Source organism: Haloferula rosea (genome assembly GCF_016595525.1).
Taxonomy (GTDB): domain Bacteria; phylum Verrucomicrobiota; class Verrucomicrobiia; order Verrucomicrobiales; family Akkermansiaceae; genus Haloferula; species Haloferula rosea.
On record NZ_JAENII010000007.1, the window covers coordinates 140,285 to 163,872 of the forward strand.

Here is a 23,588-nt window from a genome sequence, read left to right on the forward strand (position 1 = left end):
GTTAGCCCAGACCGCTCGTCCTTGGCAAGGGGCGAACCTGCCAAATTGGCGAAATCCGTCCACCAACCTCAAGTCACTCCGTCGCTGCCCCGAACGCACGAAAAAGGGTGCGGTGACCCATGGCCACCGCACCCTGTGAGATTCGTGCTAGATACTGCCGATCAGCTTAGAAGCTGAACGAGGCACCCAGGCCGAAGGAATTCGAGGTGTCCTGATCGGAACCGAACTCAGCACGGTAGCCCGTGGAGAAGGTCCAGGCGTCGGTTGCATGCCAGACGGCACCCACACCCACCGAGAAGAAGTCATCACCCATTCCTGGAGCGAGCACGGAGAACGGAGTTCCCACGCCACCGAAGGACGACGTGAGCGTCCGGTCGGAATCCATGAAGTTGTAGGTGTAACCAACGCTTCCCAGAACCAGGAAGTTGTTCGTCACTGCATACTCAGCGGTGAAGTCGAACTCGGCGAGGAATGCATCCTCATCGAATCCAAGCACCGTCAGGGCAGAAGCGGAACCGGTCTCGATGATCGTGTCCGTATCAGCCTTGAGGTAGTGCAGTCCGAGCGATGGAGTCAGGCGCAACTTGTCATTGCGATAGACATCACCACTGACTCCGGCCCACAGGTCGATCACGTTCTGGTCGACTCCATTGAAGGAGTTGAGACCGGCGATCGTGGCGCGTGTGCCGTCATACTCGTAGCTACCGTAGGTAAGACCACCGCTGATGAGGATGTTGTGTTCGGCGTTTGCAAGGTAGGAACCGAAGATTCCTGCCACATAGCCTTCAACATCCGAATTCAGGAAGGTGTTCTCAACCTCACCGCTGTCATAACCGAGGAACCCACCGAAGGTGAAGCTGTTCATCGCATGGCGGATGCCAACGAGTCCTCCGTTACTATTGATGTCGTAGTCTCCTCCACCCAGCGACGAGTCGGACCCGCCGTCGTAGTGGCTGAACGCTGCGAATGCCGTGGTGTTCTTCGCATCGAAGATCGGCGCAGGTTCAGGAGTCATACCACCCTTGGCACCCTTGGCGCTGACCATTCCACCCTTGGCACCCTTCTCCTCAACAGGAGCCGGGGCTGGAGTGTACGGTGCCGGTCCGGCAACACCCATCGCAGTGCGGGTGTAGTTGCGCGTCACACGCAAACCGTAGTCGGTGAATCCGGCATACCCCTCTGGGGACAGGCTGTTCAGCCCACTACCCGCACGGTCGCAATCCTCGATCAGATCAAGGAAGATCGCATCAAACGGCTGGGTCTCATCGATGAAGTTGTCCGGATTGAGCACCTCGTCGGAGAGCGCACTGGCGATCACCGATTGGTTGGGGGTCAAATTCGGAAGATCACCGAGGTCCTGGCCCTGCTCGACTCCCACACCGTAAACGATGCCCGTGCCGTTATCGAACAGCATCAGGTTGTCGAAGTCCGAGATGTCGAACAGATCCACCTGACCGGAGTAGGCGCTGGCATCGATCACGAGCGCCTGGTCGCCGCAAGCAAGTTCAAAGAACTGCTTGTCGAGCTGGAGGGTCGTATCATCAAGGTAGGCCGTTCCGGTAACCGTGAGGCTGTCGGTAATGACACCGTGTCCTTCAAGGCCATCGAGGTCGATGTGGAGGATTCCACCAGGGCTCTGGTAATTGCCACCAGCCTGATAGTCACCGCGCACCGTCAGGTTGCCGTGGATGTTGTTGTATCCAGGAGAAACCGTGCCCGAGTTGTAGAGCAGGCTTCCACCGTCACCGATCGAACCGTTACCCGCGAGGGTCGTATTGGCACCGACGTTGAGGTCACCAAGGACACGGGCGTTGCCGTTTCCAGGACCTTCGCCGATCACCAGCGTTCCTTCGTTCACATTGGTGGTTCCGGTGAAGTTGTTGGCGCCATTGAGGATCAATGTGCCAGCACCTTCCTTCCAGAGACCGCCACCGCCGCCACCGTTCTGAATCGCTTGATTCAGGCGGAAGACGTTGGCTCCACTGTCGATATCGAACCCGGCACCACCACCGAAGATGGTGATATCACGAGCCGTCGAGCTGAACGAATTCCCCGTCACGCGGAGGGTGCCACCATCGAAGGTGAGATCACCCGCGAGGTTACCGAGGTTGCCTTCTTGGCTCACGATAAGCACACCACCATTGATGTTCCATGGAGTGAGCTGGTTGGTCGTGCCGGAGCGGATGTCCCACTCGCTTCCATCTTCCTTCACGAAGATGTCGAAGCCTTGGAAGAGGCTGCCGAAGCCGGAGACATTGAACGAACCGTCGTCCTCGCCCCCGAGCGCGAACGTATCGTTCGCACCAGTGGAGATCGAGTTGCCTTGGAACGCGTAGTCGTTCCAGAGTTCGAGCTTGTTGCCACCGCCGGTGAACTCGACCGCATTGGCTTGGCCGGTCCGGCCCACACCACCTGCAATCAGTCCGTCGTTGATCACCGTGGTGTTACCCACGCCGACCACACCGACTCCGCCGACACCATTGATACCGTCGGCACCACCGGATCCACCGGCGAGACCAGCGGAACCGCTAGCACCTGCATCACCGTCAGCACCGTCATCACCGTCAGCACCAGCGAGACCGTCATTCCCGATTCCGCCCGTGCCTCCAGCGAGGCCATTTCTGCCATCAGCCCCGATGTTGCTGTCCGGGCCGGCGGTTCCAGCTTCGCCGGCTTCACCGTCGGAACCAAGACCGCCTTGAGCACCGTCAGATCCGTCAGCGCCTGCGGCACCTTCGTTGCCAACACTACCGGTCGCACCCTGATCACCAGCATCGCCGACGTCATTGGATCCCACGCCGAACGCACCCGATGCACCATTGGCGCCTTGGGCTCCGTTCGAAGCGCCTGCTCCAGGAGAACCTGGTGCACCATCAGCGCCTGCGGCTCCTGGGACACCATCGACACCATCGGAACCATCGGAACCAGGAGCACTGGGGGCACCATCGGTGCCATCCGCACCTGGGGATCCCACAGCACCAGGGTTGCCAGCGGCACCAGGATCACCTGGTTCGCCGTCTAGACCTGGCTGGCCGGGTTCACCCTGGGCACCAATTGCACCTGGGTTTCCATCCGTGCCGTCGAGCACGGTGCCAGGGCCGACTCCGCCGACTCCGTCACTGCCTCCATCTCCTGGGTCTCCTGCAGAGGAGCCCTGATCGAGTGTGCCTCCGCCGGCGCCACCATTGCCGCCAACACCAGCGTCACCGCCGGTCACGTCGCCAGCACCTCCAGCGCCGCCGCTACCGCCGTCGCCGCCGTCGCCGCCGTCGCTGAACGCTGAGCCACCGCCGTCGCCGCCGTTCCCGCCAGCTCCAGCAGCTCCGCCCGTGTCGCCGCCAGCGCCACCAGCACCACCAGTTCCGCCGACACCACCGTCACCACCGATGCCAAAAGCAGAATCTCCGCCGCTGCCGCCGACTCCGCCAGCGCCACCGGCACCACCAGCACCCGCAGCACCCCCAAGACCTCCTTGACCAGGAGTTCCAGGATCACCGCCGGCACCACCAGCACCACCAGCGCCTAGGGCGCCACCGGTTCCAGGGGTTCCAGCCTGGCCTGGCGTTCCTGCTTGGCCTGGGGTTCCCGCAAGGCCACCAGCAGCGCCGGCTCCTCCAGTACCACCCGTGCCACCCAGTCCGAGGGCACCACCAGCTCCGCCGACTCCGGCGTTTCCGGCTTCACCAGGAGTGCCTGCGGCACCTCCGGCTCCTCCAGTGCCACCTGCTCCCGGGGTGCCTGCGGCACCGCCAAGACCACCAGCACCGCCTGCGCCGCCGTCGCCAGCTGCGCCAGCTGCACCGCCAAGGCCGCCGGTTCCAGCGGTGCCACCGGCACCTCCAGCTCCGCCAACACCGGCTGCGCCTGCTGCGCCGCCAGCACCGCCAGTGGCAGCAGCACCGCCAGTGCCACCGAGGCCACCATCAGCGCCTGCGCCAGCCGCTCCAGCGGCACCGCCTGCTCCGGCTGCTCCGGCATCTCCGCCGAGGCCGCCAGCGCCACCGCTTCCAGCGGCTCCAGCAGATCCAGCAGCTCCACCGGAGCCACCTGCACCACCGTCACCACCACGAACCGTGCCGGTATTCATCAAAGTCGCACCAGTATCCAAGGAGACACCAATCCCGCCGTCACCACCGTCACCAGCATCACTGCCGTTGCCGCCGTTGCCGCCGTTGCCACCTTGGCCACCATCACCAGCAGCTCCGCCGTCTCCAGCATCACCACCATTGCCACCGTTGCCCGCGTTGCCGCCGGTTCCACCGTCTCCGCCGGTTCCGCCGTTACCACCATTGCTGGCAGCACCACCGTCTCCACCGAATCCGCCGAGGCCACCGAGGCCACCGAGGCCACCGAGGCCACCGTCTCCGCCGACTCCGCCGACTCCGCCGTCTCCAGAGGTTCCGCCGAGACCACCGTCTCCGCCGTCACCACCGGATCCACCGTTACCTGCGTTGCCGCCGTCTCCGGCAACTCCACCGGTTCCGCCGTTGCCTGCGTCGCCACCGTCTCCTGCAGCGCCACCATCACCGCCGATTCCGCCGTCGCCGCCGTCTCCAGCGTCGCCACCAGCACCTGCGATCCCGGCATCACCGCCGCTACCAGCAGCTCCACCGTCTCCAGCAGCTCCGCCGTCTCCAGCAGCTCCGCCGTCACCGCCGTCACCACCGTCGCCGCCGACTCCACCGATGCCACCGTCTCCGGCCGCTCCGCCGTCTCCGCCGACTCCGCCTGGACCGGCGTCACCACCGGCACCACCAGTTCCACCAGCTCCGCCGTTGCCGCCGTCGCCAAGGTTCGCGTCGCCGTCGCCACCTGCGCCACCGACTCCGCCAGTGCCACCGTCGCCGCCGTCGCCACCGTCACCACCATTGGTTCCGTTGCCTCCGACACCACCGACGCCACCGACTCCGCCAGCAGAACCTGCTCCGCCATCGGAACCGTTGCCACCGACTCCGCCGTCACCGCCTACTTGGCCGTCACCGCCGTCACCGCCAGCGCCTGCTGCGCCGCCGTTGCCACCGTCTTGGCCATTCGCTGCGTCGCCACCGATGCCACCATCGGCACCATTGCCGCCGAGGCCACCGTCGCCGCCGACTCCGCCGACTCCGCCGTCAGCACCATCACCGCCGACTCCGCCAGTTCCGCCGACTCCGCCGATACCACCGACGCCACCGACGCCACCAGCACCGCCGACTCCGCCGACGCCACCAGTTCCGCCAATTCCGCCCGTGCCACCGACTCCGCCGGTGCCACCTTGGCCTGCATCGCCACCAGCACCGCCGTCGGCGCCGTCGCCACCAATGCCACCATCGGCACCAGCACCTGCAACACCGCCGTCTCCGCCGATGCCACCGTCAAGGCCTGCACCACCGGTTCCACCTGCGCCGCCGGTTCCACCCGCGCCGCCGGTTCCACCCGTGCTACCGACTGTGCCATCGGCACCTGCGCCGCCGACACCACCTTCGATCAATCCATTATTGGTCAGCATCGATCCTGCACCGACTTCGGCACCAATGCCGCCGTCGCCACCGTCGCCGCCATCCGCAGAGGCACCGCCGTTGCCGCCATTGCCACCGAGGCCACCGAGGCCACCGATACCACCAGCTGCACCGTTACCGGCACTACCACCGAAGCCACCGGCTCCGCCGTTGCCGCCGTCTCCACCATTGCCGCCGTCACCGGCTGCTCCAGCGGAGGCACCATTGCCACCGTCGCTACCGTTGCCACCGGTACCACCAATGCCGCCGATTCCACCGACGCCACCAATGCCACCAATGCCGCCGACCGCTCCCGTGCCGCCGGTTCCACCGACGCCACCTTCTCCGCCAAGGCCACCGTCAGCGCCGTCGCCGCCGTCACCGCCAAAGCCACCCGTGGCTCCGGTTGCACCGTCACCGCCGTCGCCGCCGTCGCCGCCAGCTTGAGCGGCACCGCCATCAGCGCCGTCGTTGCCTGCTGCGCCGTCGGTTCCGTCTCCGCCAACTTCACCGTCCTCACCGGCATCGCCGGTGCCACCGTCTACGCCGGGTGCACCATCGTTGCCGACTTCGCCATCATTGCCTGGACCACCGGCGCCGCCGGTTTCACCAGTAAGACCGGGTGAGCCAGCCTCGCCGTCCTCACCTGCCGCACCTGCGGCACCAGGGTTACCATCACCACCAGGATCGCCATCATTCGTGCCAGGTCCTGCACCGTCAGCTCCGTCGGTTCCGGGAGCACCGTCACCGCCATTGCCGCCGTCACCGCCAGCTGCACCGTCAGAACCACCATCAGCTCCTGGGGCACCGACCGTTCCGTCGATTGCAGGGCCACCGTCAGCAACAGCTAAGCCGTTATCTCCGGGTGCGCCATTCGTTCCAGCTGCAGCACCATCAGCACCGGGATCACCAGGATCTCCGTCAATGCCATCCGCGGCTGGAGCTTCTGTCATTTGATCAACCCCGTCGTCACCGATCAGGCCATTGCCGCCGGCACCACCACTGGCGCCTGCGCCACCGGTTCCTCCGACTGCACCTGCACCGCCGGTTCCACCGGTTCCACCTTGGCCACCTGTGGCACCCGTTCCACCGACGCTGCCGTCAGTCCCGGCTCCACCGACGCCACCTTCGCCACCTTGCTGACCTTGGCCACCTTGACCGCCGGTTCCACCGATCGCACCGGCTCCGCCAGCACCACCAACAGCGGCGTCACCGCCATTGCCGCCAGCGGCACCGTCCAAGCCATTGCCGCCTGCACTGCCGTTCCCAGCAGCACCACCGGCACCGCCGGTTCCACCAGCCTGGCCATCCACGCCAGCACCACCGGTGCCGCCTTGACCACCCTGACCACCTTGACCGCCAACCCCACCGGCTCCACCAGTGATGGTCGACTCGTTGGTCACATTTGAATTCGTGCCGATCGAAACACCGGCTCCGCCCGTGCCACCGTCCGAACCTGCGGCGCCATCGCCACCGTCCGAACCATTGCCACCCGTTGCGCCGGTTGCACCATTTGCGCCCACCGAACCATCGGTTCCGTTGGCTCCGGTCGATCCATTGTTGCCGTTCGCACCGCTACCACCGTTCTCGCCGTTGGTCGCTGCGATACCCGCAGTTCCGTTGAGTCCATCGGTGGCATCCGAGCCAGTCCCGCCGATCTGACCGGCTGCACCCACTCCACCTACACCACCGACCGCGCCGATGGCTCCGGTGGTTCCATCAAGTCCATTGGCGCCGGTTTCACCAACCAAGCCATTCGTGGCATCGCCACCTGCTTGGCCGGTCGTACCAGCCTGAGCATCAATTGCGCCGTCTGCGCCGTCTTCGCCTGCGCCACCAGCAGCCAAGGCGTCGTCGCCATCCGCTCCGTTAGTGCCAGGGTTGCCCGGGGCACCCGGCCCAACGCCATCAGCACCATCCACACCTGCAGTGCCCTGAGCACCTGCAGCAGGAGTCGCCGGGGCTGAAGGAGCCGCACCCGGAGCCGCACCAGCAGTGCCCGTTGTTCCTACGCCAGCCTCGCCCGGAGTATCGGTTCCTGCAGTGCCTGCAACACCATCGTCACCGTTGTCACCTGCCACACCATCGTCACCGTCGTCACCTGCCACTGCGGCGGGCCCAGCAGGAAGAGCCGTTGCTCCGTCGGCGCCATCAGCACCTGCGTCACCGGTTGCGGCTGGAGGAAGTGCAGCACCACTTGCCCCGGTCTGCCCTTGGGCTCCGTCGCCACCTGCACCACCGACACCGCCGGTGCCACCTGCGACTGCAGAGTTGATGGTGATGTTCGTGTTGTTGCCAATCGTCATGCCGGCACCGCCGGTGCCGCCATCAGTTCCGACCAAACCTGCGTCACCTGGAAGGGCGCCAGCTGCACCCGGAGTGCCGGGAGTGCCGGGGGTGCCGCTTGGAACGAGGCGCGTCGCACGCGGGGTGGCCACTCGGCCAAAGCCACCTGCCACGCGGCTGCTTGTGTTTTGAATGCCCCCACGCACCGAAGACTGAGGGGATTGAAGACTCACGAGGCTACTACCGCGTGATGTTTCAGTAAGAAGATTCAGCTGCTCTGCGAGCGTCTTCGTCTTGTCTGCCGCGGCCGCGTTACCACTGAGGGCGGCGCTCACCGTAGCGATTACGATCGCAGGAACTGCGTGTTTCGCTGCGTTCTTCGAGGAACTCGAGGCAGCGTTTTTGCTATTCTTTTTCATGTCTCTGGGGGCTTGGTGTATTTCCAATTGAGTGAGTCGAATCGACGTCCCTCCCCCCATGTTTGATCGCGGGGGGAAACGACCATTCTCAACACGTATGATTACGTATTGGCCATCATCTATCAGCTCACCGCAACCGACAGCAAGCCAATTCTCGTCGATTATGACCTGCAAAATGCACCCTAACAGAGCACTTTTTGCTTCCCATCACCCCAACTTTCACCGCGGTTGCTTTTAACTCCCTAACAATCCGCATCTTAGGATGATCAACCCAAACCTCACCGCATGGATTCATCCCGAACTGAATTCGAAGTCAGCTCCATCCCCTAGCTCAGAGGAAAACCCTTCGGGAATGGTTTGATCCGGGGCGATCCTCCCATTAGCCCCATCCCCGTCGACTCCTGCCCCGAACACCCATGACCCATTCCCTCGTTGATCAGGCGCTCGCACGTCGAAGTACCCTTGGATCGTCCAACAGCACGACTGCCTTTCGGATCGCAGATTCGATAGGCGATGGAATGCCAGGCATTGAACTCGACCAACTTGGCCCACACATTCTGGCTTCGGTCCGCAATCGAGAGCTCGAAGAACGCGTAAAAGCCATCACAGACCACTTACAATCTGCGATTTACCTAAAAATCCTCGACCCATCCGAAAAGACATCCCCCTGCCACCTCTCCGGCCCTCCGGTTGAAGAGCCGTTTGTCGTCCAGGAGAACGGAGTCCACTTCGAAATGTCGTTTCAGTCCGGATATTCTCAGGGCATCTTCCTTGATCAGAGGGACAACCGTCAAAAACTCCGAAGTGTGTTGGAAGAGGGTCAGACCTTGCTCAACACCTTCGCCTACACCGGGGCCTTCTCGGTTTTCGGAGCCTTGGCGGGAGCAACCACCACGACCATCGATCTGTCACAACCATACTTGGATTGGAGCAAAAGAAACTTCCAACTCAATGACATCGACGTCGAGACCCAGTATTTTTGCAAGGGCGATACCTTTCATTGGCTCAAACGGTTCGCCAAACAGGGTCGGCGATTCGATGCGATCGTGCTCGACCCCCCTACCTTCTCACGTGACAAGAACGGAAAGGTATTCCGAGTCGAGAAGGACTACCCACGCCTTGTGGAGCTTGCCAGTGGCTGTCTGGCGCCCGGTGGAACCATCCTGGCATGCACCAACTGCCGCCAAATCGACGAACAAGGCTTCAAACGCCAAATCCGATCCGCGTTTCGCCGTCCCGTTCATCTCGAATCAGCCCCCATGCCTTCCGACTTTACCGCACCTCCCTACCTCAAGTCGGTCTGGATCCGCTAGGAAGTGCCCCCGGGAGGAATCGAACCTCCATCTAAGGTTTAGGAAACCCTTGTTCTATCCGTTGAACTACGGGGGCGTCGGGCGCGGGAGACTACTCAGCCCACCGGCAAGAGCGCAAGCCCCGGGCTTGCCCCATCCCTCCCAAGCCTCAAGACTTCGGCAAGCGTGAGCACACGACGACCCACCCTTCTTCATCGCCTCGAATTCGGCCTCTACAAGGGGGTCGAGAAGATTCTTGGCGCCCTGAGCCTTGAGGACTGCGTCCATTTGGGCCGGATCGTCGGCGGAAGCATCCATCTCATTACCCCGAGGTATCGACGCCTCGTCGGCCGGAACCTGCGCATCGCCACGGCGGCGGAAGCTCTGAGCGACTCGGAAATCGACGCCTTGGTCGAAGAAACCTTCAAGCGTGGGGCCGCCAACTTTCTCGCAAGTTTCAGGACCCAGAGTTCCTCGACCCAAGAGCTTCTCGAGCGGATTGACGACCGGGGCATGAAGGTGCTCGAACCGAGTCTCACCGAGGGAAAAGGCCTGGTGGTCGCCATGCCGCACATGGGAAACTGGGAAGCCCTTTCGCAACTGGGGACCACTTACTCACCCGATCGACGTTATGGTGGCGTCTATCGCCCGCTGGACAATCCGCTGATGGACGAGTTCACCCGCCAGAGAAGAACGGCGGACGGTGCTTTGCTGTTCAGTCGAAAGGATGGATTCCACGCACCGGCCTCATTGCTTCGAGAAGGAGGTGCACTGGTCGTTCTAGCAGATCAACGGGCCGGCGCGAGCGGTGTCCCGCTTCCTTTTTTCGGCAAACTGACGACCTGCTCCCCCCTTCCTCACCTCATGGCACGCCGGTCCAAATCCTCGGTCGCCATCCTCGGGATCGTCACCACCGGGCCCGCCCGCTGGAGACTTGAGATGACGCCCGTCCCGGATGGCGGTGGCACCGAAGCCATCATGAGTCAGCTCGAGCAGGCGATGCGCCGGAGCCTAACCGATGTATTCTGGTTCCACGATCGGTGGAGGACCGACAGCGCCCGTCCCCTGAGTCTCTTCACAAAGACGGATCCCGCCGTCGCCCGAAGCGCCACCGTTCCCCTTCGGCTCATCCTTTCGACCCCGCCCGAGGCCGACGAACACGGAGTCAACCGCTTCATGACCGAAATGCTCGGCCTACGCCCCGACCTGCGGATCGAACGACTCGCGCCGAAGAACGCATCCTCACCGGATTCGAGGGTCATCCTTCATGACTGGGACCCGACCACTCCTCCGGAGCAGAGTATCGGGCTGATCAAGCGCATCGACGCCACCTATCGAACCCCGATTGATGCCGTCATTCTGCTAGGTAGCGAACTCCCTCTGGCAAAGGCCGCCAAGACGCTGGGAATCCGCTCCAGAATCGGCCTCGGCGTGCAAGGCAAACCGTGGACGAGATCACTGGCCAAGGCATCTTCCGACGAGCAGTGGGCCGACCTCGCCCACCAACTGGCTCAAGTTCCCACCCGCCGCCAGTCATGATATCCCCCCTGCGGATCACAGTCCTTTCCGACGGCAAACCCGGCCATCAGAATCAATCGCTTGGTTTGGCTGAAGCGATCAGTCGCTTGATCACCACCGAAGTCGAAACGCTCCCGGTCAAGAAGCGTCAGTGGTTCGTGGAGCGGCCCAGTCGCACCCCCGACCTCATCTTGGGTGCCGGGCACTCGGTCCACCTGCCCCTGTGGTTCCTTGCGAAACGGACAGGTGCTCCTTCCGTAGTGCTAATGAAGCCTTCACTTCCGCTCGCTCTCTTCGATCTGTGTGTCATTCCGCAGCACGATCTCGGAAGAGTGAAGCCTTCACCGAAGATCATCCCGACCGTTGGAGCGCTCAATCGGGTCCCGCCTCCGGGTTCCCACATCCGCTCGGGTGGACTCATTCTTCTCGGGGGACCGTCCAAACATCACGGCTGGGATGGAGTGTCGGTCGAGCGATGCATCAGCAGCATCTGTCGTGCGGATCCATCCACCCACTGGAAGATCACCGACTCCCGCCGAACCCCGGCGGGATTCCTCGATCACCTGAAGGAGCAATTTCCAAGCCTGGAAGCCCACCCCCACCAAAGCACCCGGCCTTCATGGCTTCCCGAGACACTCAATGAATCAGCCCAGACCTGGGTCAGCGAAGATTCCGTATCCATGATCTACGAGGCTCTTAGTAGTGGAACCCGGGTCGGCCTTCTCCCGATGCCGAGATCAAACCCGAACCACCGCGTCATTCAGGGGGTCGATCGACTGATCGAGGACCAAAGGGTCACCCCCTTTGCCGCATGGACGCCCGGAGAAGCCCTGCCAGAGCCCGCAAGCACCCTCCGGGAGGCGGACCGCGTGGCGGAAATCATTCTCGATCATTTCAACCTTCAAACATCGATCCAACCATGAAGGTCCTGCAGGTCCTACCTGAGCTGAACTCCGGAGGTGTCGAACGCGGCACCTTGGAACTCGCCCAACACCTCGTCGAACAAGGTCACGAGTCCCTCGTGATCTCCGGAGGAGGCAGGCTGGTGACGCAACTGGAACAGAACGGCAGCCGCCACATCACCCTGCCTGTCGGCAAAAAGTCCCTGCGCACCCTCAAGCTCATCCGCCCGATCAGGAGGCTCCTCGAGGAACTCCAACCCGACATCCTCCACCTCCGCTCCCGGGTACCTGCCTGGGTTTGCTGGCTGGCATGGCGAAAACTTCCTGAGACTCAAAGACCGCGACTCGTCACCACCGTCCATGGATTCTATTCCGTGAGTCGATGGTCGCAGGTCATGTGCCGTGGAGAGCGGGTGATCTGTGTCTCCGATTCCATCCGTGACTACGTGCAGACCAATTACCCGAGCACAAACGGGGGCCTCCTGAGGGTGATCCCCCGTGGAGTGGCACCAACCACCTACCCCTACGGCTTCGAGGCGTCCGAGGAGTGGACTCGGCAGTTCCATGGCGAGTTCCCTGAAACACGGGGCAAGTCACTTCTCACACTTCCAGGAAGAATCACGCGGTTGAAAGGGCATGAGGATCTCATTCACATCATGTCAGCCCTTTGCAAGAACCCCAGGATTCACGGCTTGGTGGTAGGAGGAGCTCACCCCAAGAAGGCTGCCTATCTCGACGAATTGCACCAAAAGGTCGCGGAAGCCGGGCTCTCCGACCGCATCACCTTCACCGGGAACCGGGACGACCTTCGGGAGATCCTCTCCATTACCCATCTGGTGCTTTCCCTGACCCGTCAACCGGAGTCCTTCGGCCGTACCACCCTCGAAGCGCTCGCCATGGGAATCCCGGTGGCAGGCTATGCTCATGGTGGCGTTGCGGAACAACTCGATGCACTCTTCCCGGAAGGCCGACTTCCAGCACTTGATCCCGTGGCGGCCACCCCGATCATCAAGCGACTGATGGAGCACACCCCTGCAGTCAGGAAGCCGAACCCATTCACGCTCGACAAGATGCTTGAGGACACGGTCGCCGTTTACAGGGAGCTACTCTCAGACAGCGCCTGACCGGCAGCCTCGCCCCCTATCGCCCGACGGCATCAACCTGACTTGCTTCCAAGGCCACATCCTCTTCTTCACCGGGGTCCGAGGCGCCCTCCGTCAGAATTCGGGACTCTTCGGTCGGTCGATTGGATTCCTTGCCGATCGCAACCGCGATCCACCGGAACTCCTCACTATTGTCGAGGATGACCTTGACCATCATGGTGAGCGGCACGGCAAGCAACATGCCGATGGGCCCCCAGAGCCAGCCCCAGAACATGACCGAGAGAAGAACCACCAGGGTCGACAAACCAAACCGCCGCCCCATCAGCATCGGTTCGACGAAGTTCCCCAGGAAAGTGTTGATCAGGAAAAAGCCGAACATTACCACGACCGCGTCAGCAGGCGTTTTCACCAGCAGCGCAAGAACGGTCGGCGCGACCCCCGCGATGAACGATCCGACGACCGGGATGTAGTTCAGAGCGAATGCCAGAATTCCCCACAGCGGATAGAAATCCAGTCCCGCTGCCCAGCAAAGCGTGCCGGCAAGAACGCCGGTGACCAGACTGATCACCGTTTTGATTCCCAAGTAGCGCTGCGTGTCTTTCAAAGCGCTGACCATTCTCTGAATGTTCGGCCCCCTTGCTTCGCACACCGCATCCATCCGCCGCCCGAACATGCGGGCCTCGGTCAGCATGAAGATGGTTAGAATGATGACCACCAAAGAGGTTCCGAGGAAGCTGACGACGCGTCCGACCACGTCCGTTCCGAAACTCCAGACCTGCATGAAGTCGACATCCCGCAGACGCGCGAGATTCTGATCCACGGTCTCATTCAGTTGCGCCCCTGCATCCTCAACTCCCCAGCTGTCCAGCTTGCTTGAAATTCCGGCCGCCGCTTCCTGCACGCGCTCCTTGGTCAGGTTGTAGTATTCGGTGTGCCACTTCTCCTGAAGGTCTCCGATGACCGCGATGGCGAGCAACACGACCCCCGCGATGAATGCGAAATCCACCAGCACGGTCAGCAACACCGCCACCGCCCGCGGCACCCGATGATTCCGCAACCAATTCGTGATCGGAAAACTCACCGTCGCAATGAAGAACGCGAGCAGCATCGGCACGAAGAATCCTTGTGCCGCTTTCAACCCGGCGATCACCACAACCAGCGAAGCCAGCAGCAGCAGCACCTGTCCTGCTCGGGGTCGGCGGGGATTAGCCAAGGCTCTATTCATTCGTGGCGGGATCTTACGCGCCAGATGCCTAAACGACAAAGAATTCCTTCCGCCAATTTTGTCTTACCGGACGGGACACAGATCCCGCCCCGCCCTCCAGCGGCGTCATGAAACTCCCAGCTTTCTTGCTCCGGTCCACGCACGCGCACCAATCGCCCGCTCTTCCGGCTGGGCAAAGAAAGCGCTCATTCCCTTTCGGCGATTCAGATCGTTCAGTGCCGGAACAAGATCCGGCCACCTCCAACTGAAACCATGCTCCTTGAGCCGGGTGGGTTCCACCCAGCGGCTCTTCGTGACCAACTCGGTCTCGGTCCGTATCATCCACGCTCCAAATCGAAGCGCCCAACGGGGTGTCGGAATTCCGATTGGCATAGCGAGTGCTTCCCGGAATGACCTCATCCAATCCGCATTGGGAACCGCTTCGGGGGCCGTCACATTCACGACTCCATCCAACAGCGGCTGGTCCTCTAACCAATGCAAGACCGAGAGGAAGTCCTCCATGTGGATCCAACTGACCCGCTGCTTTCCACCTGCCATGGAACCACCCATGCCCGAGCGGACCAAACGACCGAGCACATGGTGGACGGAACCCGGTTCGTTCGCCAGCACCATGCCGATCCGCAACGCGACCTTCCGGGTCTCTCCGGGGCACCTTTGCCCGAAGAACGCGCCTTCCCATGCCTTCGCAACCTCAACCGAGAACCCCGTCCCAATCTCACCGCTCCACTCGCCTTGCGGACGATCCCCGGCATGACGATACCAGGTCGCCGAACTGGCGTTCACCCAAAGCCTGGGAGGCGTCTCCAAACCCCGAATCGCCAGACCGATCGCCTCCGTGCTCTCGATCCGGGAATCCAGAATCTCCTGACGATTTCCTTCGGTGTAGCGACAGTTCACGCTTCGACCGGCGAGGTTGATGACCGTTTCGGCCCCCTCGAGAGCCAAAGCCCACGGCCCCTGGGTCCGGCCATCCCACTCCAGAAACATGGCTCCCTCGTCGACACCCTGCCGATCCCGGGCGACCGCCACCACCTCCCGACCACGACGAAGGAAAGACCGGGTCAAATATCGCCCGAGAAATCCGTTCGCACCGAAGATCACCACTTGTCCCTTCACCGGACACCTCCCTTCACCTGACCGGCGGGCCATTCTGGCCAAGAGCAGCGATCATCCCCGCACTCAACCTCGTGCTTCTCGAGCTCCGCCATGACTTCGCGGTCCGAGGAAAATCCGAGCAGGCTGGAAAGCTTCAATCGATTCGACGAGATCGCATCAACCACCTTCAACAATACGGGGCGAAAGACCGGCGCCGCCAGACGCGCACTCCACAATCGATATTCCCGCGTCGCCCACAAGCAGACCAACCAGGCATCGGCGCCCTGCCACCAGTGACCGTCATCCGCGAGGACGATGCACTCCCGGTCTGCGCCAAGGTCAAGAAGACCAGGCATTAGCAGCTCCGCCTCCTTCTCCCTGAATCCCATGAACTCCACCGGAAGCCACAGGGCCTGAGACTCCAGCCACCTGCGGAAGCGGCAGCACACGCCACAGCCCGGGTCGTAGAACACCGTTAGACCAGTGATGTCCCCGTTCATGCCTGTCCCTCCTTTGCGATACGCCGGCCCTTGGGCATCACCGGAGGTCCACTACGCTCAAGTTCGGCACGACGCCGCAAGCGGGTGAACACAAACAGATTGAAGAAGTGCATCGCCCCCAGCACCAGAAGCACGATGCCCATCTTCCCACTGAGAGCCTCAAACACTCCCTGAACCGCACCCACCTCGTGATTGAGCTTCAGGTAGAGCGAAACGAACCCGATGTTGATCAGGTAGAAGCCCACCACCAGCAGATGATTCACGCTGTCAGCGAGTTCCTCGTTACCGTGAAAACAGTCGACGAGGAAAATTCGGCCGTTGCGGTGAAGCGTGCGCGCCACCCAAATCGTCAGAGCAATCGCCAGAAGCAAATAAAACGCGTAGGTTGTGACTGTCAGATTCATGTTTTTGGTTCGTTTGTTTTTGTTGTTTCAGTATCGGGTGAAACTTACACCCAAATTTTTTTTAGCTCAGTAGCTTGGATGCCAGTTGCACAGCGAATCCGTGTTTCATCCCAGCCACTCGATCCGCCACCTTCGAGGTGAATCCGACGAATTCTTCGAGCTGCCTCATCTGCTCATGAAAGGCCTTTCCTTCTACACTGCTCATGCCCCGGCTTGCCTCCGCGCATCCGTGAAGCACGCCAAGCGCGGGCTCAATCTCCCTCCGTTTCCGCTCCCTCGCCACCGTGGTGAAGATCTTCCACACGTCCTTCTCCGCTTCAAAAAACTCTTTCCGCTCGCCTTTCTTTACTACGATGCGAAGCAAACCCCAGGCAACCAACTCCTTCAGATTGGTGTGGGCATTGCCACGGCTGATCTCCAGCTCTTCCATGACCTGGTCGGTGCTGAGAGGCGCCGGCGCCGTCATCAGCAGCGCGTGAATCTGCGCCATCGTGCGATTGATGCCCCACTGAGTTCCAAGTGCTCCCCATTGAGCCACAAACTCATCCCGCGATTCCTTCAAAGCTGCCTGCTCATCACTCACAACGTTTTCAGTAAACTCTGAAAATTTGGGATTACAACATCAAAATGCCCGAAATGGTTGCGCAGGGTGACGATCTCGCCCCATCCACCACTTTCTGCTTCCGAAAAATGACAATAAGGGTAGCAATCAGGCGGTTTGGCCAGAAACCTGCTTTTAGAAACCACCACACCATGAAACTCCTACGTCATTCCCCCTCTTTGGCAGCACTTCTCGTGCTCTCATCCCTGCCCGTGCAGGCACAGCTGATCATCAGTGAAATCATGCAAGACCCTTCCGCTGTCGGCGACAGCAACGGGGAATATTTCGAGCTATACAATCCGACGGGAGCCGCGATCGATATCGATGGCTGGGTGATCAAGGATGCTGGTAGCAATACGCACACGATCTCAAATGGTGGTCCTCTGGAAGTACCTGCGGGTGGTTTCCTGGTTCTGGGAAACAATGCCGATTTCGCCACCAACGGCAGCGTCGTGGTTGGCTATGAATACTCCGGTTTCTTCCTCGGCAATTCAGATGACGAAGTAATTCTCGAGGACGATCTGGGTGCTGAGATTGACCGCGTTGAATACGACGGTGGGCCCAACTTCCCCGATCCCTCCGGAGCCTCAATGGAACTCAAGGATCTGACACTCGACAACAATGTCGGCGGCAACTGGGCAGAAGCGATCACCGAGATCGTCCCCGGCGGTGACAAGGGCACCCCGGGAGCGGGTCCTCCCGTAGGCAACGGTCAACTGGGGCTCTCGCTTGATGTCGCCTCCATTTCCGAGGATCAGAGTGCCTTCATCACCGGTACGGTCACTGCACCGGTCGCTCCGACAAGCGACCTCACCGTGACCGTCACGCTCAGCGATGAAACCGAGGCAATCACCGCGGATGCAACGATCTTCGCCAATGACACCACCGGAACCTTCCTGATCGATGCGGTCGATGACTTCTGGGCGGATGGCGACCAAACCGTAACCGTAACGGTCTCGGCCCCCACCTATGATCCCAACGACACGACCTTCACGGTCACCGATGATGACGCAGGCTTCCTGGTCATCATCAACGAGGTCTACAATGCCATTGATAGCCTGCCTTTCGACGCGAACAACGACGGCACGGGCAACAGTGACGATGAGTTCATCGAAGTCGTGAACGTCAGTGGCGGCACGCTGGACCTGTCGGGCGCGACGCTCTCGGACGAGTCCTTCGTTCGACACATTTTCCCCCCCGGCACCATCCTCGAACCCGGCTGTGCAGTGCTTGTCTTCGCAGGAGGAGACGTCCAGGAGGGTTCCGTGCAGTTCGACTTCGGCGACACACCCGTTCAAATCGCCGACTCCGGAACCCAGTTTCCGGGCCTCAGCCTGACCGATACCGGAGACGCGGTATTCCTTCGCGACACCGATGGAAGCATCACGGGTGTTTTCGATGCGGAAGTCCACGCAGTCACCCTTCCCGACCAGAGTGGAGATCTTGTGGCGAGTTCCATTACGACCTCCACCGATACTGACGCTTCGTCCGGATACATCCTGCACACCGCGACGATCGAAGGCACGGAGATGTCACCTGGAACGACTCCTGCCGGCGGAAGCTACTGCAGCCTCACGGACTCGATCACGGTGACCATCAATCCCGGAACCCGCACAGAGTCCGACGGCTTCGTTGCCATGGCCGGCACCGTCTCCATCCCAGCTGCAATCGGCAGCGATCTTTTTGTCTACGTGGATTCTTCGGATCTTGGCGAAATCGACCTCAGCTTGATTTCCCCACTCATCATTCCATCTGGCTCTACGTCGGCCGATCTCGACCTGCTCTTCGTGGACGATGCTGAAGCGGATGGCACCCAAACCGTCACCCTCACAGGGCGGGCGATCGGGTATCTCAACGGCACCGCCTCGGTCGATGTCGAGGACGACGGGGACGCCGGAGTTTTCACCGATCTCGTCATCAACGAGTTTGATGCCAATCAGCCAGGCACCGACGACGCCGAATTCATCGAACTCTACAACAACTCCGGAACGCTTCAGCCACTCGATGGCTTGGTTGTCGTCCTCTTCAATGGCAGCAATGATACGATCTACGACGCGTATGACCTGACTGGCTTCAGCATTGATGGCAATGGCTTTTTTGTCATTGGCAATGGGAGCGTCCCTTCGCCGCAGATCACGCTCAGCAGTCTCCAGAATGGCGCTGACGCCATCGCTCTCTATTCCGGATCGATTGCGGACTATCCGAACGGCGCTTCGGTTGTCGGACTTCAGGGGACCTTGATTGACGCCGTAGTCTACGGCGGCAGCGACACCGGTCTCCAAGACGCACTCGACCCCAGCGGTAGTTCCGTGGCGGAATCCGGTAGCGCAGACTCGGCGGCGGCTCGGACTACTGATGGCGGTTCCCCGTTTGCGAGCAACTTGTTCGTCACTCAATCGCCAACGCCTGGAGCAACCAACGTTATCGCCGAAAACAGCTTTGCGACTTGGGCTGCAGATCAGGTTCCAGCAATCGTCGACGGGCCTGACGGAGACGCGGACTTGGACGGCATTGCAAACCTCGTTGAATACGCCCTTGGCCTCGATCCGAACGCAGCAAATGGAACCCCCGGCACATTGAGCGGCGGCACGCTGACCTTCACCAAAGGTCCTGAGGCGAAAATGGATGGCAATCTGATCTATGAGATCGAAACCTCGACCGACCTCGGTGTCACAGATCCTTGGGCGCCGAACGGATCCGCGGTGGATGGCAGCGATGATATCTCTCTCGACATCATCACTGCGGGTGGTGTCGCGACCAAGTTCTTTGCCCGTCTCAATGTGAGCGAAGCCGTGGTGGCCGAATAGGCTTCCGACCGACCCACATCCAAGATTCAAGAACCGGATCCCCGAACAACGGGGATCCGGTTTCTTTTTGGTTTCATCTTCCGGATCTCAAGCAATCTTCAGCCATGGACCTCTCCGAATTCCGTAAGGAATACTCTGATCGCGGCCTGCTCCGCGATGAACTGAATGCCGATCCGCTGGCTCAATTCGAGCAGTGGTTCTCTCAGGCGATCGAACTCAAGCTTCATGAGCCCAATGCGATGTCTCTGGCGACGGTGGACGAAAATGCCATGCCATTGCTGCGCACGGTGCTTCTGAAGTATTTCGACGAACAGGGTTTCGTCTTCTTCACCAACTACGAAAGTCGCAAGGCGAGTCATATCGAGAAGAACCCGAGGGTCAGCCTCCTCTTTCCCTGGATCACGCTGGAGCGACAGGTCATCGTTCAGGGCAGGGCCGAGAAAATCAGCTCGGCGGAGTCGCTGCGCTATTTCACCAGCCGTCCGCGTGAGTCACAACTCGGCGCCTGGGTCTCCAGCCAGAGCTCGGTGATCTCATCGCGGAAGTTCCTCATGCAGAAGCTCGCCGAACTCAAAGACAAGTTCTCCCACGGGGAGATTCCGCTTCCATCCTTCTGGGGCGGCTACCGGGTGGTCCCGGAGACCATCGAGTTCTGGCAAGGTGGCCCGGCCCGACTGCACGATCGTTTCCTCTATCGGAGAGACAAGGAAGCCTGGGCCATCGAAAGGCTATCTCCCTGACGCGATCTCAGTCGACCACCTGATAGCGCAGTCTCAGAAACCCCGCACCAGCCTCCTGCGGCACTTGAAGCTCCACTTGCTCGAAGCCACTCCAAACCGGAGCAAAAGGTCTCGCCTCGGTTCGGGTCCCCGGCGGCAAGTCTCCTGACCAGCCCTGGGCGTTGCGACTGAACTCGATCAGGTAGAACCGCCCTTCCTCTGCGGACGGATCCCGCCGCGTAAAGGTGTAGCTGAGTTGGTCCTCCGATGAATCCGGCACCGGGAGCAGCGGGGCACCTACAAGATTTCGTGAGGAGGCGATTGCCGGATTCCCACCGAAGGCATCCTCAAGAAGGTCACTCACCCCGTCTCCATCGCTATCCAATGCGGAACCTTCCTCGCCGTGCGGGGACACCAAGGGCCCTTGGATCAAAATTGTGGGCTCAAAGCTCCGTTCCGTGATGCCATCCGCTGAAACGCTCCACTGGAGCGAAAGCCCCGCCGGAAGCGAATTCCACACCACGGACACAGAGGTGGAGGCATTCGTGGCAAGGCCGGCCAATCGGCACTCCCAGCTCCCGTCCTCCTGCTTCACCGAGATCCATCCAGTTCCAGTGACTTGATCCGGTTGTGCCGTTCCGCTCACACGGATGCGGAGGTTATGAAGCTCCTCATTTCCCGAATTCGATACGCGCAGGGCGACTCCCCCCGGTTGTGATTGCCTCAAGTTCGCACCCGCAACCGTCTCCGCCGACAACCCTCCTTCGGGAACCGGATCGACCCGGGTCAGATGATACCCCTTCGCTTCCATGATCTCGTCGATCTCGTTGACATAGGCAGGCACGAGCGACATCGAACTCCTCAGTTTCCCGGAAACCTGATCCAAGGTGCTGGCGACCCCAAGAATGGTGGGCTGACCCTCAACGATGACGAATGCAGGAGAGCCGGAATCCCCTCCCTGATAGTGAATGTCCTTGGGATTGGTTCCCCCGGGATCGTAGTCGAAGTAGAGCAGGCGGGTCGTATCGAATCCCGGTGAGTTCTGCAGTGCCCACTCACCATCGACTGCGCGTTTCATCGCCTCACCCACCTTGCCGAAAACGATGGCCTCCTTACCCACGTAGACTTCATCGGCCGGGGTGAAGACGCCGAAGGGCTTGATTTGGGAGAGATCGACCGGTTGCTTCAAGGTGCCAATGAACAAGTCGGTCGCCTCATCATCAGCGTTCTTCACTATATCCAGCTCCAGAATCTCGTAGTCACGGAGGACTCCGTCCATGCCAAGAAAGCGGATCTTCCAGCTGAGATCCGGGAGATAGTGGGCAGCCCCGATGAAGTGCACCGGTGAGACGAGCGAGTAGTTCCGATACCATTCGGTCGGGTGCCCCGGCCATCCCATCCCACAGAACAAGGAGGCATTAGGGACGAACTGCGGATTCACGATGGTCGATGTGCCCTGCGGTCCGAAGACACGCTGAAATTCCCCCACCACCGACTTGTCCCGACTGCGGATCTGGAGCGCCTCCCCCGGAATCGAGGTGAGAAGGGCGAGAACGGCCAAAAGAAGAACCGGGCAAAATTGTGGGGCGCGTGGACGGTCCATTACCATGTGAATGAAAGTCCTTAGTTTCGCTTCGCCGGAACCGCAAGCCGCGACCGCGACTAGGGCCAAGCCAAACGGATGAAACCACCAGTTGGCGGAGCCTCCGACCAACCCAAGCTCACTCAGAAAAGAGTGGCAGCCCCCCCAGGACTCGAACCTGGAAATACTGAACCAAAATCAGGTGTGTTACCAATTACACTAAGGGGCTCCAGTGCCTTCGGCGGGGCGGAAACTAGGGGCCACATTCGCGATTGGCAATAGGGAAATCGCACAGAAATGCGAAATATTTCACCCCACCCGATTGCCCCCCTGAGCGATCTCGGGAAAGGCCTACTTCCTGCCAAAGGCCATCAGGTGGGCTCCGCCGCGGAGGAGAATCATGTCATCGACGACCACCGGAGAGGCAATGAGGTCCTCTCCAATCTCATGCTCCTGCACGTTCTCGAGGCCCGCACTTCCGATTTTGGCGGAGAATACTGTGCCGTCCTCGCGCGCCGCCAGGAAGGTATCGCCCGAAATCACCGGCGAAGAGTAGTAGATCTGAGCTCCACGCGGCAACTTTGACTGCCATTTGATCTCACCAGTCCCCGCTTCCACGCAGGTCACTTTGCCCCGGTCTTTCCCGCTGTCATTGAGAATGTAGGCCAGGCCATCCCGTGCGACCGGAGTTGCCGAGTCGCTCCCACACTTCGTGGAGCGCCAGAGCGAGGCCGACTCGGTAATATCCCCGGTGCCACCCAGCTTCACACCTGCGGTGAACTCACCGCGACCGAAGGGCACCACGGCCACGCCGTCCGTGATGACTGGCGAGGCGATGACGCGCCACGCCTTGAGCTTCTTCGGGTTGAATCCACCACAGACCCAGAGCTGTTCCCCCGTTTCCACCGAGTGTCCGGTGAGGTGATCCGCTCCCCAAACAACGATCGTCTCGCGCCCGTCCACATCCACCACATGCGGGGTGGTGTATGCATCCCCGGACTCAACGCCGGTCTCGAACTTGCGGTCCACCTTCCAGAGCTCCTTCCCGGTTCGCTTGTCCAAGCAGAGCAGGAATGATTTCCCATCCGTCTGCATCACCGCCAGCACCAGCCCCTTGGAGGTAACAACGGGAGAGGTCCCAACGTCCCACCACAGCTTGTCCTCACCGTATTTGTCGAAGACATTCAGATTCCACAGTTCCTTGCCCTCAAAGTCAAAGGCGCCGAGCTCTCCGGATTTGAAGTAGGTGAACAGGGTCTTCCCATCCGTCACCGGAGAGGAATTCGCTGAACTGCCTACCCGCTGGCCACGGCCGGGCCGCAGGGTTCCGAGGGTCTTCCGCCAGAGCTCCTTGCCGGCTGAATCAAATGCAAGCACCCCGTCCTCTTTTCCGATCGGAGAGGTGACGAAGATGCGCCCGTCGACCACCACTGGGGTCGAACATCCCCGACCCGGCAGTTTCACCTTCCACAGAAGGTTTTCCGAAAGAGATAGATCAGAAGGAACGTCGGCCTTGCCCACTCCGTTCGCGGTCGGCCCCCGCCAACTCGGCCAATCGTCCGCATGGACGGCGGTCAGGGACAAAATCGAAGCGAAGCACAGGGAGGCGGACACGTTCTCTCTCATGATCCGCCACTACTCGCCGAAAAGCCCGGATC

18 protein-coding genes, 2 tRNA genes and 1 pseudogene are annotated in these 23,588 nt (G+C 61.0%); 7 read left to right on the forward strand and 14 right to left on the reverse strand.

Features of this window, described 5'->3' with window-relative positions; genetic code table 11:
• Positions 1-166 precede the first annotated feature (166 nt).
• The 4 genes and pseudogenes from JIN81_RS10675 to JIN81_RS19640 all read right to left on the reverse strand — a co-directional run.
• A complete protein-coding gene (locus tag JIN81_RS10675) occupies positions 167-2,452 on the reverse strand; it encodes an autotransporter outer membrane beta-barrel domain-containing protein (protein WP_234044710.1) in 2,286 nt (761 codons plus the stop codon).
• The gene (locus JIN81_RS19025; protein WP_234044711.1) at positions 2,434-3,006 is read right to left on the reverse strand and encodes a hypothetical protein; all 573 of its coding nucleotides are present in this window, start codon (positions 3,004-3,006) and stop codon (positions 2,434-2,436) included. The genes JIN81_RS10675 and JIN81_RS19025 overlap by 19 nt, the downstream gene beginning before the upstream one ends.
• Before the next feature lie 207 nt (positions 3,007-3,213).
• Positions 3,214-3,513: a hypothetical protein gene (locus JIN81_RS10680; RefSeq protein ID WP_234044760.1), complete on the reverse strand. Its 300-nt coding sequence runs from the start codon at positions 3,511-3,513 to the stop codon at positions 3,214-3,216.
• Positions 3,514-3,700: 187 nt separating this feature from the next.
• Positions 3,701-5,461 (reverse strand): annotated as a pseudogene (locus JIN81_RS19640) (hypothetical protein); the annotation flags it as partial.
• Positions 5,462-6,430: 969 nt separating this feature from the next.
• Between JIN81_RS19640 and JIN81_RS10700 the strand changes: the two are divergent.
• Complete coding sequence (locus JIN81_RS10700; RefSeq protein WP_200278994.1) at positions 6,431-6,886, forward strand: hypothetical protein; 456 nt, start codon at positions 6,431-6,433, stop codon at positions 6,884-6,886.
• A gap of 599 nt (positions 6,887-7,485) precedes the next feature.
• Here the strand turns inward: JIN81_RS10700 and JIN81_RS10705 are convergent.
• Entirely contained in the window at positions 7,486-7,734 is a 249-nt protein-coding gene (locus tag JIN81_RS10705) for a hypothetical protein (protein WP_200278996.1), read from the reverse strand.
• A gap of 966 nt (positions 7,735-8,700) precedes the next feature.
• Here JIN81_RS10705 and JIN81_RS10710 point away from each other — a divergent pair.
• On the forward strand, positions 8,701-9,495 hold the full coding sequence (locus JIN81_RS10710) for a class I SAM-dependent rRNA methyltransferase (protein ID WP_234044713.1): 795 nt from the start codon (positions 8,701-8,703) through the stop codon (positions 9,493-9,495).
• A 4-nt stretch (positions 9,496-9,499) separates the two neighbouring features.
• Here the strand turns inward: JIN81_RS10710 and JIN81_RS10715 are convergent.
• A tRNA-Arg gene (locus JIN81_RS10715) sits at positions 9,500-9,571 on the reverse strand.
• An 89-nt stretch (positions 9,572-9,660) separates the two neighbouring features.
• On the opposite strand from JIN81_RS10715, the gene JIN81_RS10720 reads away from it, so the two are divergent.
• Genes JIN81_RS10720 through JIN81_RS10730 form a run of 3 tightly spaced genes read left to right on the forward strand, consistent with a single transcriptional unit; the run spans position 9,661 to position 13,018 of the window.
• Entirely contained in the window at positions 9,661-11,013 is a 1,353-nt protein-coding gene (locus tag JIN81_RS10720) for a lysophospholipid acyltransferase family protein (protein ID WP_200279000.1), read from the forward strand.
• Positions 11,010-11,915, forward strand: coding sequence for a mitochondrial fission ELM1 family protein (locus JIN81_RS10725; protein WP_200279002.1), 906 nt, complete (start codon positions 11,010-11,012; stop codon positions 11,913-11,915). The genes JIN81_RS10720 and JIN81_RS10725 overlap by 4 nt, the downstream gene beginning before the upstream one ends.
• The gene (locus JIN81_RS10730) at positions 11,912-13,018 is read left to right on the forward strand and encodes a glycosyltransferase family 4 protein (protein WP_200279003.1); all 1,107 of its coding nucleotides are present in this window, start codon (positions 11,912-11,914) and stop codon (positions 13,016-13,018) included. The genes JIN81_RS10725 and JIN81_RS10730 overlap by 4 nt, the downstream gene beginning before the upstream one ends.
• A gap of 16 nt (positions 13,019-13,034) precedes the next feature.
• Here the strand turns inward: JIN81_RS10730 and JIN81_RS10735 are convergent, their stop codons facing one another.
• The 5 genes from JIN81_RS10735 to JIN81_RS10755 form a co-directional block, all read right to left on the reverse strand.
• Entirely contained in the window at positions 13,035-14,222 is a 1,188-nt protein-coding gene (locus JIN81_RS10735) for an AI-2E family transporter (protein WP_200279005.1), read from the reverse strand.
• A gap of 105 nt (positions 14,223-14,327) precedes the next feature.
• Positions 14,328-15,371 carry a TIGR01777 family oxidoreductase gene (locus tag JIN81_RS10740; protein WP_267907994.1) on the reverse strand — a complete coding sequence of 348 codons (1,044 nt, stop codon included), beginning with the start codon at positions 15,369-15,371 and terminating at the stop codon, positions 14,328-14,330.
• Entirely contained in the window at positions 15,335-15,817 is a 483-nt protein-coding gene (locus JIN81_RS10745; protein ID WP_200279009.1) for a thiol-disulfide oxidoreductase DCC family protein, read from the reverse strand. The genes JIN81_RS10740 and JIN81_RS10745 overlap by 37 nt, the downstream gene beginning before the upstream one ends.
• Entirely contained in the window at positions 15,814-16,221 is a 408-nt protein-coding gene (locus JIN81_RS10750; RefSeq protein ID WP_200279011.1) for a hypothetical protein, read from the reverse strand. Before JIN81_RS10750 ends, JIN81_RS10745 begins: the two co-directional genes overlap by 4 nt.
• Positions 16,222-16,282: 61 nt before the next feature.
• Entirely contained in the window at positions 16,283-16,804 is a 522-nt protein-coding gene (locus JIN81_RS10755; RefSeq protein ID WP_325100873.1) for a GbsR/MarR family transcriptional regulator, read from the reverse strand.
• Between the two features lie 170 nt (positions 16,805-16,974).
• Between JIN81_RS10755 and JIN81_RS10760 the strand changes: the two genes are divergently transcribed.
• A complete protein-coding gene (locus JIN81_RS10760; protein WP_200279013.1) occupies positions 16,975-19,629 on the forward strand; it encodes a lamin tail domain-containing protein in 2,655 nt (884 codons plus the stop codon).
• 104 nt (positions 19,630-19,733) lie between these two features.
• Complete coding sequence (pdxH, locus tag JIN81_RS10765; RefSeq protein ID WP_200279015.1) at positions 19,734-20,369, forward strand: pyridoxamine 5'-phosphate oxidase; 636 nt, start codon at positions 19,734-19,736, stop codon at positions 20,367-20,369.
• 7 nt (positions 20,370-20,376) lie between these two features.
• Here pdxH and JIN81_RS10770 read toward each other — a convergent pair whose 3' ends face one another.
• The 3 genes from JIN81_RS10770 to JIN81_RS10780 all read right to left on the reverse strand — a co-directional run bounded on the left by JIN81_RS10770 (position 20,377) and on the right by JIN81_RS10780 (position 23,556).
• On the reverse strand, positions 20,377-21,909 hold the full coding sequence (locus tag JIN81_RS10770; RefSeq protein ID WP_200279017.1) for a hypothetical protein: 1,533 nt from the start codon (positions 21,907-21,909) through the stop codon (positions 20,377-20,379).
• 175 nt (positions 21,910-22,084) lie between these two features.
• Positions 22,085-22,159 (reverse strand) — tRNA-Gln (locus JIN81_RS10775).
• A 122-nt stretch (positions 22,160-22,281) separates the two neighbouring features.
• On the reverse strand, positions 22,282-23,556 hold the full coding sequence (locus tag JIN81_RS10780; RefSeq protein ID WP_200279019.1) for an outer membrane protein assembly factor BamB family protein: 1,275 nt from the start codon (positions 23,554-23,556) through the stop codon (positions 22,282-22,284).
• Positions 23,557-23,588 lie beyond the last annotated feature (32 nt).

Excerpts from the sequence above, each read along its gene's own strand:
- JIN81_RS10710 (WP_234044713.1), top strand. The coding sequence starts at position 8,701 with ATGCCAGGCATTGAACTCGACCAACTTGGCCCACACATTCTGGCTTCG.
- JIN81_RS10725 (WP_200279002.1), top strand. The coding sequence starts at position 11,010 with ATGATATCCCCCCTGCGGATCACAGTCCTTTCCGACGGCAAACCCGGC.
- JIN81_RS10730 (WP_200279003.1), top strand. The coding sequence starts at position 11,912 with ATGAAGGTCCTGCAGGTCCTACCTGAGCTGAACTCCGGAGGTGTCGAA.
- JIN81_RS10735 (WP_200279005.1), bottom strand. The coding sequence starts at position 14,222 with ATGAATAGAGCCTTGGCTAATCCCCGCCGACCCCGAGCAGGACAGGTG.
- JIN81_RS10740 (WP_267907994.1), bottom strand. The coding sequence starts at position 15,371 with ATGGCCCGCCGGTCAGGTGAAGGGAGGTGTCCGGTGAAGGGACAAGTG.
- JIN81_RS10745 (WP_200279009.1), bottom strand. The coding sequence starts at position 15,817 with ATGAACGGGGACATCACTGGTCTAACGGTGTTCTACGACCCGGGCTGT.
- JIN81_RS10750 (WP_200279011.1), bottom strand. The coding sequence starts at position 16,221 with ATGAATCTGACAGTCACAACCTACGCGTTTTATTTGCTTCTGGCGATT.
- JIN81_RS10760 (WP_200279013.1), top strand. The coding sequence starts at position 16,975 with ATGAAACTCCTACGTCATTCCCCCTCTTTGGCAGCACTTCTCGTGCTC.
- pdxH (WP_200279015.1), top strand. The coding sequence starts at position 19,734 with ATGGACCTCTCCGAATTCCGTAAGGAATACTCTGATCGCGGCCTGCTC.
- JIN81_RS10780 (WP_200279019.1), bottom strand. The coding sequence starts at position 23,556 with ATGAGAGAGAACGTGTCCGCCTCCCTGTGCTTCGCTTCGATTTTGTCC.